Origin of the sequence: Mycoplasma nasistruthionis (assembly GCF_006228185.1) — a bacterium.
GTDB lineage: Bacteria > Bacillota_I > Bacilli_A > Mycoplasmatales > Metamycoplasmataceae > Mycoplasmopsis > Mycoplasmopsis nasistruthionis.
The window spans coordinates 485,971-500,579 of record NZ_CP040825.1 but is presented as its reverse complement, the minus strand read 5'-3'; the positions used below and the strand labels follow the sequence as shown (position 1 = coordinate 500,579).

The following is a 14,609-nucleotide window of genomic DNA, read 5'->3' as shown; positions in this document are numbered from 1 at the left end:
TATATGAAAGGAAAATTAGAAGATATGAAAATAGCTCCTTTAATTAATTTAGATCCTAAATATGTTGCTATCCCAAAAGGATACCAAAAGGTATCTGTAAAAACAGGTGGTAGCATGCAATTGCAAATAGGTTTATCTGTTGGCGATGAGTTAGATTTAGAAACTAAAAAACTTTTAAAAGATATGAAGATAAACTCTAAAGATTATGTTACTAACAGAGTTATCTTGACATATGAAAATGACGAAAGTGCACTTCAACATTATTTAGACTATACAGTTGATGGAGATAATGTTGTCGGTTCATATGCTGTTTATGCAAGAATTACATCAATGGATGTTGATGGGAAAGACAAATGAGCACTAGGTCTAGAAATAATTTCACCAGTGTTAATTCATGAAGTTTTTGAAAAAGAACCATTAGATGGCATAGTAGTTAAATTTGCAAAATTCAGCACACAAAACGAAGAAGTATGAAACCACAAAAATTCTGCATTTTATGTTGACTCAGATGTTGCTGTTAAGTTATCTACACTATTAGAAACTTTAAATAAAACAAATGCATTCTCACCAAATGTTGATGAAATGGGAGGTGGATATTTAACAGATTTATTCCAAGAGCCTACCTTGACAAATGCTGATTATGATCTTCCTGTTGTCCCAGATTCAATGTCAATTTTTGATGGTTTTGAAAGATTGATATTAGAAGGTTATTCAGGGAATATTTCCCCTGACAGTGATGAATTTAAAAAAGTTTTATTAAATACTGTTTATAACTCACTATCTGTTGAAAAATTTCCGGACAAATTGCGTTTATTAGAATTACCACCACGTATCCCAGTAGTAGCAGCTGTTTTGGGTAAATTGAGTGAGTACTTAGTTAATTCAATGGAATTAGACGGCAAAATTAACACAAAAATGTCTGACCGTCTAAAAAAACAACAAACAGAGTTTTATTTACGTGAAAAAATTAAAACAGCCCAAGAAATGCTTGAAGACATTGATGCACCAGTCGAAAAAGATGACTATGCTTTAGCATTGGAAGATAAAGTTTTATCTCAAATGTATCCTGAGAATATTCAAAAAATCATTAAAGATGAGACAAAAAGATTTTCAGAAATGGTAGCAGTATCACCTGAAGCAAATATTGCAAAAACATATGTTCAAAACCTAAAACAACTTCCATGAAGAAAAACTCAAAAAGAATTTCTTGACATTAATAGAACAAGAGAAGTTTTGGATAACAATCATTATGGACTACAAGAAGTTAAAGAAAGAATTACAGAATATTTAGCTGTAATTATTAATTTAAAAAATCAATCAAAATCTTCTAAAGAAAAATTGTTAGATATTAAAGATACAGACTATCAAGTAGATCTAGAATTATTTACCGGAAAAGAAAACGAAGTTCACAAGAGAGAATTTAATAATGTTCCAATTCTTACATTAGTAGGTCCACCAGGTACTGGAAAAACTTCATTATCAAAAGCTATTGCTGAAGCTTTAAACCGTAAATTTGTCAAAATCTCATTAGGCGGAGTTCATGATGAAAGTGAAATTAGAGGTCACAGAAGAACTTATGTTGGTGCAATGCCTGGAAAAATCATTAAAGGTATTAAACAGGCAGGAGTTTCTAACCCTGTTATATTACTAGATGAAATAGACAAAATGGCATCAGATTTTAAAGGTGATCCTGCTAGTGCTATGTTAGAGGTTTTAGATCCAGAACAAAACACAAGATTCCAAGACCACTATTTAGAAGTTGAGTATGATTTATCTAAATGTATTTTTATTGCTACAGCAAACTATTTTGAAAAAATTCCTGCAGCCTTAATTGATCGTGTTGAAGTTATTGACTTATCAGCATATACCCTAAATGAAAAAGTTGAAATTGCAACAACTCATTTAATGCCAAAAGTATTAAAACAAGCAGGATTAAAACCTGAAATGATGCAATTATCATCTGAAGTTTTAAAATATGTAATTAAACATTACACAAGAGAAGCTGGTGTTCGTGGCTTAAAACGTGTATTAGATAAGATTGCACGTAAAATAGTTGTCAAACAAATGGATAATAAAAAGCTTAAAAAATATGTAGTATCAATCGAAGATATTTCAGATTTATTAGGAATTATTCAATACAGAGACGAACAACCTGAAACTGAAACAGAACCAGGAACAGTTACAGGGCTTGCATATACATCATTTGGTGGATCAACTTTACCTATTGAAGTAACAACACATAAAGGTAAGGGAGAAATTAAATTAACAGGTTCATTAAAAGAAGTTATGCAAGAGTCAGCTAAAATTGCCTTAACATATGTAAGAGCAAATGCTGAAAAATTTGAAATTCCTTCAGACTTTAATTTTGATGAAACCACTATACATATCCACGTACCAGAAGGTGCTGTTCCAAAAGATGGACCAAGTGCCGGTGTGACTTTTACAACTGCAATTATTTCCGCTTTAACAAAAAGAGTTGTCCCTTCAACTTATGCTATGACAGGGGAAATAACTTTAAGAGGTAAAGTTCTTGAAATTGGTGGATTGAAAGAAAAATCATTCGCAGCTACACAAAAAGGAGTAAAAACAGTATTTATTCCTGAAAACAACGTTAAAAACTTAAAAGATATTCCTGATGAAATCAAGTCAGAATTAACTTATGTACCTGTTAAAAATTATTCAGAAATTTATGATGTAATTTTCGGCAATAAAAAACCTTTAAACAAAGTGACTTTTAAAAATAAGTAGTTAATTTTAATTAATGGAAAAACAATTTACAGAAAAAAGCTTTACATTTTTCATAATTAATTTTGTCGTTGGTGTTGGTTTTATAACAACAATATCAACAGTTGTAAAAATGAGCTATTGAGGGTATTTAGTTTTAATACTTTCGGCTTTTTGTGTTTTTGGTATTGCTTTGGTATTTTCAAGATTAGCAAATACATATAACGATCATTATGGCGGTTCATATTCATTTGCTCGCCATTTAGATGATGATGTAGCTAATCAAGCTGAAGTTAAATCTAAAAATGTTTTTCTTAGGAATTTAGTCTTTTTTGTTGGATGAAATCAATTCATACAAACACCCATTCTTTCAGCAGTAGCGCCATTGTTTTTAGCAGAAGTTGCAAAAACAGCGTTAAATGCATTTGGAATAAATGAAGTTAATACGCCTAACTATAGCTTAATAACATGAATAATAAATATAGTATCAATTGGTTTTTTCATTTTAATTATTTTAATATCAACAATTGGTTTAAAAACAAACCAAGTAGTATTGTATATTTCATCAGCAGCTAAATGAATAATGTTAACTATAGCAATGGTTATAATGCTAATTGCTGTATTTAAAAATTCTCAAACAACTAATGCGGTCAATAAAATAGAAACCACCAAAATAACTTCGACTTTAATTTTTGGAAATATTTTACTATTCATGTACGCATTCGGTGGAATTGAAGACGCGGCAGCTATGGTGAAAGATGTTAAGTTCAAAAGTTTTAACAAAGTCTTACTTTATGCTTTTGCTTTTATCTTTGTTTTTTACTTAGTATTTTTTAGCCTGTACTTATTTTTACCTAAATCAAACGGCATTGACAGTTCTAATATTTCCAATATTTATCAATATGGACTTGGTGGATATGGTATTGTTATTTTTGTTATCGGTTTTCTATTAAATGATGTTGGTTATAAAATTTTTCAAAGCGTTTCAACTGCTAGAAAAATTGTTCCATTAGCAGAAGATCAATATTTATTCCCTGCTTTAGCTAAAAGAAATCAAAAAGGCGAATTTAGAAATGCTATATTATTTGGAACTGCTTTAGTATTAATTTCAATGTTTTCATTATGATTAATACCTACAATAGTTTCTAGCAAAGAAGTTAATGAGCAAATATTAAATGCCACAATTATTTCTTCATCAATTGCTTTATTTGTTCAAGATTTAATAACTTTTTCAACAGCATTTGGTTTAGAAAGGAAAAACAGAATTCCAACCATTCCAATTTGAGAAAAAATCATTTATATGCTTACAATGTGCTTAATATCAGCGATTTTATTATTCACATTTATACCTAATATTTTAGGTGGTTCATGATCATTAGCAAACACTATTGGAATATTGATTTATACAGTGTCTTTAGTAATGGGATTTATATTTAAATTTATTACTAAGATAATGATGAAAAAATCTGTATTAAAACAACCGTAGTAAGCGGTTGTTTTTTGTACTTTTTTACTGTATAACTAACAGTGAATAAATTAAAATTTAAAATCTGATAAAATTAAAATACTTATGGAATTAACTATGTATAACTCACTCATGCAAATTAAACAAAAGCATGAAGAATTAGAAAAAAACTTGCAAGATCCTGAAATTATTAATGACATTAAAAAGTACACAAAAATCAATAAAGAACTAAATTCAATTCAAGATATTGTTGATACTTTTAAGAAATTTTTAGACGCTGAAGCTAACTTAAGAAATGCTAAAGAAATGCTTCAAGAAAAAGATGAAGAATTAGTTATGTTAGCAAAATCTGAAATTTCAGAACTAGAACCTTTAATGGATAAACTTTCAGAAGAACTTAAAATTTTAATCCTACCCAAAGATGAAAATGATGACCGTGATGTTATTGTCGAAATTCGTGGAGCAGCCGGAGGAGATGAAGCAAATATTTTTGCTGGGGACTTATTTAGAATGTATACAAAATGAGCTTCACAGAATGATATGAAAATCACCCTTCTAGAATCACAAAATGCTGAAGCAGGTGGATTTACTTTAGTAACTTTCTCAGTTAAAGGAGTAAAACCTTATTCAAAATTAAAATTTGAAAGTGGTGTTCATAGAGTTCAAAGAATACCAGCCACAGAAGCAAAAGGAAGAGTACATACTTCAACAGCCACAGTCACTGTTATGCCTGAAATTGATGATGATATTCAAATTGAAATTAAATCAGAAGATGTAAGAATTGATGTTTATAGGTCAAGTGGTAATGGTGGACAATCAGTTAACACAACTGACTCAGCAGTTAGATTAACTCACTTACCAACAGGAATTGTTGTAACTTGTCAAGAAGGTAAGAGTCAAATTCAAAACAGAGAAATTGCATTTAGAGTTTTAAAATCAAAACTATACGACATTGAACTACAGAAAAAACAAGCTGAAGAATCGGGTTATAGAAAATTAGCCGGTTCAGGTGCTAGAAGTGAAAAAATCAGAACATACAACTATCCACAAGATAGAGTTACTGATCATAGGATTTCACATTCTACAAGTTTATTCCCTGTTATGGAAGGTAAATTAAACCCAATTATTGATGCCTTATTAACAGAAGAACAAAATGAAAAAATTAAAGAAGCTGGAATTTAATGCCAACAAAGCAAGATTTATTACTTGAAAAAAGAAGATATGGATTAAAACAGACTGTCACAGAATTTGAACTTAATCAATTACAAAAAGATACACCTGTTCAAAAAATAATTGGTTATATTGAAATGGCTGATGTTCGAATTTATGTCAAAGATTTTAATGTTTTAATTCCGCGTTATGAAACAGAGGAATTAATTTATCTTGTTTTAAATAATCATAAAAGTAATAATTTAAAAGTCTTAGATTTATGCACTGGTTCAGGTTTTATTGCGATTAGTTTAAAAAAACATAATCCAAATTGAGATATGGATGCACTGGATATAGAACAACAAGCAATTTTGGCTACAAAATTTAATGCTAAATATAACAATGTTGATATAAATTTATTTGAAAATGATTTTTTAAATAACTTTGAAATAAATCAAAAATATGACATTATTGTGTCTAATCCACCATATATTGACTATGATGAACAATTAGCAAACAGCGTTTTAATGCATGAACCAAAATCTGCATTGTATGCACCTGAAAATGGTTTTTATTTTTATCGAGTTTTATTAGAAAATCTAGATAAATACTTAAAGCCCACAGGTACTTTATATTTAGAAATTAATTCATTTCACACAAAGCAATGGCAATATTGATCACAGTTTTTTGATATAAGAATTTTAAAAGATATTAGCGGTAAAGACCGTTTTGCTGTTGTTAAATTCAAAAACACTTAATAGAGGAACTATGAAAAAAACAGTTTTAATTGTTATTGACGGTTTAGGTTTACGTCAAGAAACACAAGGAAATGCTTTTGCATTAGCAAATACACCGACTTTTGATGACTTATTTAAAAACTATCCAAATAGTTTAATACAAGCATCAGGGCAATATGTCGGACTACCAGCAGGTCAAATGGGTAATTCAGAAGTTGGACATTTAAACATTGGTGCTGGAACAGTTGTTTATACTGGTTTATCTTTAATTCAAAAGGCTTTAGATGATAACTCATACCCTAAAAATAAAGCATTTTTAGAAGCTTTTGAAGCAGTTAAGAAAAACGATGCAACCTTACACTTAATGGGGCTTTTATCACCAGGAGGAGTTCACTCGCTTGAAAATCATCTATTCAAACTTTTAGATGCGGCTCATGATTATGGACTAGAAAAAGTTTCTGTTCATGTTTTTGGAGATGGTAGAGATGTTGCTCCACAATCAATATCAGAGTCAATTACTAAATTGCAAGATTTATGTGATAAATATGGATACAAAATTGTTTCAATTTCAGGTAGATTTTATGCAATGGATCGTGATTCAATGTTTGATAGAGTTGAAAAAGCTTATGATGCAATCTTGGGTCATGCGGAAAATTCATTCACAAATGCAACTGAATATGTTCAAAATCAATATGATTTAGGAATTTATGATGAATTTTTCAAACCAGCTGTAAATTCTACTGTGGATAAATCAGCTTTTGTTAAAGATAATGATAGTATCATTTTCTTTAACTTCAGACCTGATAGAGCAAGACAACTAACTCACTTATTTATTGGTTCACCCTTATATCAAGTTAAACCAAGCAAAGAAGTTGCGATTGACAAGTTTGTTTCAATGATGAAATATGAAGGAATTAATACAATTGTTGCATTTGAAGAAATGAATATTTCAATGCCAATTGGTAGAGTTTTAGAATTAAACAACTTAAAACAACTAAGAATTGCTGAAACACAAAAATATGCCCATGTTACATATTTCATGGACGGTGGTAATGATATTGAATTTAAAAATTCAAAAAGAATTATGGTTGATTCATTAAAAGTCGAATCATATGCAGATGCTCCTGAAATGTCAGCGCAAGGTATCACTGATGAATTATTAGCTAACGCATTAGATTTTGATGTTACTATTATGAACTTTGCTAATCCAGATATGGTTGGTCATACAGGAAACTTACAAGCAGCTATTAAGGCAGTTGAATTTTTAGACAGTCAAATTAAAAGAATTTTAGATTGAACTAATGCTAATGACGTTACAATTTTCATAACAGCAGATCACGGAAATGCTGAAATTACAGAAGATGCTAATGGAAAACCTGCAACAAAACACACAAGTAGTCCAGTAATGCTAATTACAAACGATAAATCATTAAAACTTAAAGATGGTAAATTAGCAAACGTAGCTCCTACTGTTTTAGACTACATCAACATTGCAAAACCCGCTGAAATGGATGAAGAATCATTGCTTATTAAATAAATTTATAAAAACGCTTATTCAAGCGTTTTTATAATGCAACTTTGTGATTTTAAATACTGTTAAAATACTTCAATTTAACCAAAATAAGCGGTTTTACTGTACAATTAAGTTATGAATTCACAATATCCTAATTTAAGTGAAAAGTATTGGTATTTAAAACATGGTTTTTTCTCTTGAACAGGAACTTATTCAGTTTCAGAAAACCAAATAAACTTTACCAATACTAAGCTGCCTATTTATATATTTTTACTTTTATCGTTATTGTTAATTTTAATTTTATGAATGACAAAGAGATATATTTATCAATCATTTATTAATAACGCAAAATTAACCACTAAAAAACAAAAAAACTTATTATTAGCCTCTGGAATTATTATCTTCATTTTCATGATAATCAGAATGTCTTTAGTGTTTATAAGCCACTTTCCTAGACAATGAGAAGGATTACCACTTCATTTTTGTCGCATTATTTGTTTAATGATAGCAATCATTTTTATTCTAAACAAACCACAATGAATGAAATATATTGCACCAATGGCTATAGCAGGAGCATTACTGGCTTTAAGCTTACCGGACACTATTTCAATTTATGAACCAAAAGAAAACTTTGTCGCTTTTGGTCAAACTTTCAGCAAAGGTTCAAAAGTACAATTCCATTTACTATACAACAATTTTTATTACTGGGATTTTGTGCTTTGTCATGTTTTTGTTTTAATCACACCAGTAATTATTAGCATCTTATACCCTTACGATTTAAGATTTAAAGACACATTAATTACAACTGGTATTTTTGGTGGATTATTATTTTTCTCATTCCTTTTAAACCTTATTTTAGGGACTTATGGTAGTGCTGAATGAAGAAGTAATTACTGATATGTAGGAATGAATGTATTAACCCATTTGCAAACCTTCTAGGACCTTTAACAAAATTTGGAGTATCAACAATTAGCTTTTTAATCCTAGGATTTTCATATTTACTACTTGCAGGTACTATTTTTCACTTCCAAGATGCATTAGAATTTAACTTTAGAAAAAAATTACTTTTCATAAAAATAACAAAACAGCAAACAACTAAAAATTACTATCCAATTACACTAAAATAACTAAAAAGTTAAAAAAAACACCATTTTTTAGACTAAAAATGGTGTTTTTGTTTTTTATGCTTGACTTTCAGCTATGCTAAAATTCAAGTAATTAAATTAATTAAATAATTTATAATTAAAATAATCTGATTATATTACATAAAAATAGGAGTTATACATGAAAATAGCGTTTTTTGACGCCAAAGATTATGACATTGAATCATTTAATCTTTACAACAATAATCGTCATGAAATTACTTTCTTTAAAGAAAATTTAAACTTAAATACAGTTTCTTTAGCTAAGGGATATGACGCAGTTTGCTGTTTTGTTAATACTTATGGAGACAAGGTTATTTTAGAAGTATTGTCAAAACTAGGTGTTAAGTACTGATTCCAAAGATCAATGGGATACAACAAAATTGACGTTGCAAAAGCTAATCAATTAGGGATTGAAGTTTTCAGAATTTTTAACTACTCAGCTGAAAGTATTGGTGAATTTGCCTTTGCAGGTTTATCAGCTCTAAATCGTAATTTAATTACAGCTAACAAAAGGGTTGAAAACTACAATTTCTCATTAAATGGGCTTGAAGGAAAATGTATTGGTAATTCAACAGTTGGAGTTATTGGTTCAGGTAAAATCGGTCAAACATTTATCAAAATAGCTAAAGCGACAGGAGCAAGAGTTATTGTATTTGATTCATTTGCACAACAAAACTTTCCTGACTTAGCTAACCAATTTGGTTTTGAATTTGTTTCATTAACACAATTGTTAAAAGAATCAGACTTTATTTCAATTCACTGTCCATTACTACCTTCAACAAGATATTTAATTAATCAAGCAGCTATTAATATCATGAAAGACGGAGTGGTTATTGTTAATACTGCTCGTGGTGAAATTGTTGATATTAAAGCAATGTTAAATGGATTAAATTCAGGTAAAGTTAAAGGTTATGCAGCTGATGTTTTAGAACGTGAAGAAGGTCGTTTCTATGAAGATGTTTCAGCAGTTAAAGCTGAATTAGAACAATTAGACCCAGAGTGAAAAGAATTAATCGCTCATCCAAATGTTTTAATTACATCTCACCAAGCGTTTTTAACCGACTTAGCTTTAACTCAAATTGCTAAAGCAACTTTAGATCATGCAGATGCTGCTGCTAAAGGTGATTTTGCAAACGCATTAAGACTCCTAGATAACGGAAAGGTTTTAAATGGATAAGCATTTAGAAAATGTAAATCAGCACAACGTTACCTTTAAAAGCACTTTAGCAAAGGTGTTTTCACCTTTTAAGCTTACAGAAGCAAAAAGACAAAATGCTGAAAAACCAAAAGATGCTAAAACATGAATGATTCATGGTTTATCAGAATATTTTGGAACAATTTTAATTTCATTATTATTAGCAGGGTTAAGTACTTTTGTAACTAAAGATAGAGTTATTGAAGAATATTTAATTCACCCAATCATTGTTGGATTTTACGCAGGATTTATTGCAGTTGGAATTTGTTTATTCTTATTTTTACGTTGAAGTTGTGATTTAAACCCAGCGGTAAGTATTTTCCGTTATTTAAACGGTACAAACAACGGATATTACACAAGCTTTAAAATTTTCATTCAAATCTTGGGTGCTTTTACAGCCGGTGCAATTATTTTTGGAATTGGTAAAATCGGAAATCCTGAAGGATTATCAAACTTACCTATTTCAGCTGTGAATTCAGCTGCAAAAGTATTTCCACCATTTAAACCAGCAACAGGAAATCCAGCAAATATTTCAAGCGCTATTTCAGCAGGAACAGCATGAATTTTCTTTATCGAAATGATAATGACAGGAGTTTTATTATTCCCAATTTTTTCACCAAACATCAACAATAAATATCGTGATTTAATGATTATGTTCATTATTTCATTAAGTGTTTGAATGGGATTATTAGGAGGAACCGCTGCAATTAACCCGGCACGTGGTTTTGCACAACAATTCCCTGCTTTACTAAGCCTTTCAACAGAAGGTGGAGTTAACCATTTAGGTAGTCATATTGGTGTAGCTAACTATGGATTTGCTGATGGATTAGCTGCTAAAGGACACGTATTTCAATCAATTATTTATGGAACAGTAGCAATGATTTTAGGTGATTTATTAGCTCCAGTATTTTACTTATTTGTACAAGGTCTAACAAAAACATTTATTAACCCATTCATTGTTAAAGTTATTTCATTCCACAACTACAAATCACAAGTTATGGAAAAACCGTCTGATTACAATAAACCTGATAATAATTAAGAAAAATAATAATTTTTTAATCGTTTCACTAAATTTAGTGAAACGATTTTTATTTTTAAATAAAGATTATAAAAATGCTTATAATTAGAAAACTACAAAAAAGGAGAAACTATGGCTAACAAAAACCCTAATGAACTAGTTGCTAAAGAACTTAATATTACTGTCAAACAAGTGGAAGTTGTTTTAGAAATGTTGAATCAAGGTGACACTGTCCCTTTTATTTCACGTTATCGTAAAGAACTAACTGGCGGATTAAACGAAGAAGTTATTTACAAAATTGAAGAAACTTTTAAATATAAAAAAGAATTATTAGAACGGCAAGAATCAATTATTAAAATCTTGACTGAAAAAGATTTATTAACTGAAGATTTAAAAAATAAAATTCTAAACACTCAAACCAAAAGCGAATTAGAAGCACTTTATGAACCGTTTAAAGTCGGTAAAGTAACAAAAGCTTCAAAAGCCATTGAACTTGGTTTAGAACCATTAGCAAAGGCTATTTTTGAAAATAAAAATCCTAAATTTGATCGCATTAGAGAAGCTAAAAAATATGTGGATAATGCAAATATACCAAGCGTAGAATTTGCCTTAGAAAACGCTAATTATATTATTGCACAATGAATTTCACAGGACTTTAATATACGTGAAGGTATTAAACAAAATATTATAGCTTATGGAACTATTAATACATCAAAAGGTAAAAAAATCCAAGAAGACACTACTAAAAAGTTTCAAAATTATTACGAATACAAAATTCCAATTAAGTACATTAAAAACCATAATGTTTTAGCAATCAACAGGGCTGAAAAACTAGGTTATATAAAAGTTAATTTTGACTATAAACAAGAATATTTAGAAATCATCATTCTAAAGGTTATTGACAAATCAAGAAACAACAAAAATAACGTTTATGATGCTTTAAAAGACTCATTAAAACGTTTAATATTACCAAGTATTGAACGTGAAATTTTTAGTGATCTATTTGAAGTTGCACAAAGTTCAGCAATTCAGATTTTTTCAAACAATGTTGAAAAATTACTAAAAGCCCCAGCAGTTTCAGGACATAATATTTTAGCCATAGATCCAGCTTTTGTTAATGGATGTAAATTAGCTGCATTATCTGAAAATGGAGAAGTTAAAGGTATTGATGTAATTTATCCAAATGAGCCTAGAAAACAAGTGGATAAAGCTCGTGAAATCATGACAAAGATGATTAAGCAGCATAATATTGACATCATTGTTATTGGAAATGGAACAGCATCAAGAGAAACAGAAAGGTTTGTGGCTGATTTAATTAAACATTTAAACTTAAACATTAAATATGCCATTGTTTCTGAGGTTGGAGCTTCAGTTTATTCAGCATCACAAGTTGCGATTGAAGAATTTCCTACACTAAGTGTTGAACAACGTAGTGCAATTAATATTGGGCGTAAATTCTTAGACCCATTAAATGAACTTGTTAAAATCGATCCTAAATCAATCGGTGTTGGACAATATCAACACGATGTTAATCAAAAAGAACTTGAAAGTTATTTAAATTTCAAAGTCAATAAAGTCGTTAATGAAACAGGGGTTGACTTAAATACAGCAACAAAAGCTATTTTGACTTATGTTGCAGGATTAAGTAAACGTCATGCACAAAATATAATTGACTACCGTAATTCAAAGAAAAATCCAAAATTCGAATCTCGTGATGAAGTTAAAAAAGTTGCAGGAATTGGTGCAAAAACGTTTGAACAATGTATTGGTTTCTTAAGAATTTTTAATTCAGATAATTTCTTAGATAAAACTATTATTCACCCTGAGTCTTATAAGATAGCTAACAAAATTATTAAGGACTATAACCTAGAGTTAGATGAAAGAGGAATTGATGTTTCATCAATTAAAATTGATGAGCTTGTGTCAAAATATAATATTGATCAATATTTAGCAGAATTAATTTTAAAAGCGTTTGCAAGTCCAATTAAATTAATTTCAGATCAAAAAGAAGGATTTATTTTAAAAGATTCATTAACTGAACTTTCAGATTTAAAAATTGGAACAAAAGTTAAAGGAACAGTTGAAAATATTACTGATTTTGGAATATTCCTATATATAGGACTAAAACAAAGTTTATTTGTCCATCAAACAAAATTAAAACTAGAACCAAACCAAAGCATTTATGAGAAATATTTACCTGGCGAAATTTTAGAAATTGAAATTACAGAAATTGACCCTGAAAGAAATAGACTTTCAGGAGTTGAAATTTAATATTAGATTAATATCGACCCAAAAATCAAACAAGCATTAAATAATGCTTGTTTTTTTTGTTGCAAAAATTTTAAAAAAAAGCAAAAAAATAACTTAGCAATGCTAAGTTATGATTACACTTATTTAGTGATATGGCTGCCCCAGTTAGATTCGAACTAACGCATGTCGGAACCAAAACCCGATGCCTTACCGCTTGGCTATGGGGCAATAAATGGTGGGGGGAGAGGGATTCGAACCCCCGAATCCTAAGAAAGTGGGTTACAGCCACCCGCATTTGGCCGCTTTGCTATCCCCCAGATACTCAATAATTATAACATCTTTTTTCTTAAATAGAAGTATCTAATTAAAAAATATTATTAATTAATTACTGGTAAAATAATTATACACAAAGGAAGTTCAAATGTCAAGAAAAATATTTTTATTTACACCAATTTTAGCAGTATCACCAGCTTTAGTTGCTGTAGCTTGCAACAATAGTCAAAACCAAGTAGAAACAAGTAGTTCAAGACAAGGTTTTTTAAACAAAATAATTCAAACAAAACTTGAAGCAATTCCTGAAACTTTTAAAACATATCAAGAGTTTAAAAAAGAAATTAATGCTGATGTTAATAAAAGTTTAACTAATAATCAAGTTGCAAATATCCAAGAAAGATTTAATGATTTTATAAAGTTAAATAATGTTTTAACTACCTTAAAAAATCATCGTAAAACACTAGGTGCATCTATAAATACAATAACTTTTACCAGTTTTAAACAAAAAGCTTTGTTTTCACAAAATAACTTAGATACTTTGCTTGTAAGTTTTTTTCAAGCTTTTAACAATTCTACAGTAAAAGAATTGATTACAAAAACTTCAGAGTTTAATTTAAAATTTGAAAAAAATATTCAAACTATTGAAAAAGCGAATCAAAATATTAATAAAATAAATGTTTGAAATCAAAACTTATTTGCCTTATTTTCAGACACTTCACATTTACATAATTGAAGTGATCTGGAAAAAGAAAAGCTGTTAACTATTTTTCTTGTAAAACTTAAGTCAAATATTAATAAAAGTTGAAACAATTATCAAAACGCCCCTGAAATCGCTTTTTATCAAAAAGATTTTGTTGGTTATTTTCAAACACAACAAACTAATTTTGACGACATCAACAACTTTCTAAAATTATTGTTATACATTTTCAAAAATCATAATGATTTATTTAAAAACATGGTTCTAAAAATGACTGAAGTAGCAGAAAAAAATGAATCAAATAAAGAAGTGGCTGAAAGTGTTTTAAATCAATATAATAAGTTCTTCAACTTTGATTCTACATTATTCACCAATTCACAACATTCAATTGAAAGCTTTATCCAAAGTCTTTCAGAAAGCAATTAAAAAAGTCCTTTCGGACT

General features: G+C 29.2%; 10 protein-coding genes and 1 tRNA gene. 10 read left to right on the top strand and 1 reads right to left on the bottom strand.

Annotation, left to right across the window (positions count from 1 at the left end):
* The first annotated feature begins 3 nt into the window (after positions 1-3).
* From lon to FG904_RS01950, 9 genes are all read left to right on the top strand, one after another.
* Complete coding sequence (lon, locus tag FG904_RS01990; protein WP_179950144.1) at positions 4-2,748, top strand: endopeptidase La; 2,745 nt, start codon at positions 4-6, stop codon at positions 2,746-2,748.
* A gap of 13 nt (positions 2,749-2,761) precedes the next feature.
* Positions 2,762-4,210: an amino acid permease gene (locus tag FG904_RS01985; RefSeq protein ID WP_139592255.1), complete on the top strand. Its 1,449-nt coding sequence runs from the start codon at positions 2,762-2,764 to the stop codon at positions 4,208-4,210.
* 84 nt (positions 4,211-4,294) lie between these two features.
* Positions 4,295-5,371, top strand: coding sequence for a peptide chain release factor 1 (prfA, locus tag FG904_RS01980; protein WP_139592254.1), 1,077 nt, complete (start codon positions 4,295-4,297; stop codon positions 5,369-5,371).
* Positions 5,371-6,096, top strand: a complete 726-nt coding sequence (gene prmC / locus FG904_RS01975) for a peptide chain release factor N(5)-glutamine methyltransferase (protein WP_139592253.1) — start codon at positions 5,371-5,373, stop codon at positions 6,094-6,096. The genes prfA and prmC overlap by 1 nt, the downstream gene beginning before the upstream one ends.
* A gap of 10 nt (positions 6,097-6,106) precedes the next feature.
* Positions 6,107-7,612: a 2,3-bisphosphoglycerate-independent phosphoglycerate mutase gene (gene gpmI / locus FG904_RS01970; protein WP_139592252.1), complete on the top strand. Its 1,506-nt coding sequence runs from the start codon at positions 6,107-6,109 to the stop codon at positions 7,610-7,612.
* Between the two features lie 111 nt (positions 7,613-7,723).
* A complete protein-coding gene (locus FG904_RS01965) occupies positions 7,724-8,527 on the top strand; it encodes a TMEM164 family acyltransferase (protein ID WP_139592251.1) in 804 nt (267 codons plus the stop codon).
* Positions 8,528-8,872: 345 nt separating this feature from the next.
* Positions 8,873-9,910 (top strand): NAD(P)-dependent oxidoreductase, encoded by a 1,038-nt coding sequence (locus FG904_RS01960; RefSeq protein WP_139592250.1) that lies wholly within the window; start codon positions 8,873-8,875, stop codon positions 9,908-9,910.
* Entirely contained in the window at positions 9,903-10,967 is a 1,065-nt protein-coding gene (locus FG904_RS01955) for an aquaporin (protein ID WP_246051793.1), read from the top strand. Before FG904_RS01960 ends, FG904_RS01955 begins: the two co-directional genes overlap by 8 nt.
* 111 nt (positions 10,968-11,078) lie before the next feature.
* On the top strand, positions 11,079-13,217 hold the full coding sequence (locus tag FG904_RS01950) for a Tex-like N-terminal domain-containing protein (protein WP_139592249.1): 2,139 nt from the start codon (positions 11,079-11,081) through the stop codon (positions 13,215-13,217).
* Between the two features lie 132 nt (positions 13,218-13,349).
* Here the strand turns inward: FG904_RS01950 and FG904_RS01945 are convergent.
* Positions 13,350-13,424, bottom strand: a tRNA-Gln gene (locus tag FG904_RS01945).
* 193 nt (positions 13,425-13,617) lie between these two features.
* Between FG904_RS01945 and FG904_RS01935 the strand changes: the two genes are divergently transcribed.
* Positions 13,618-14,592, top strand: coding sequence for a hypothetical protein (locus tag FG904_RS01935; RefSeq protein WP_139592248.1), 975 nt, complete (start codon positions 13,618-13,620; stop codon positions 14,590-14,592).
* The last annotated feature ends 17 nt before the right edge of the window (positions 14,593-14,609 follow it).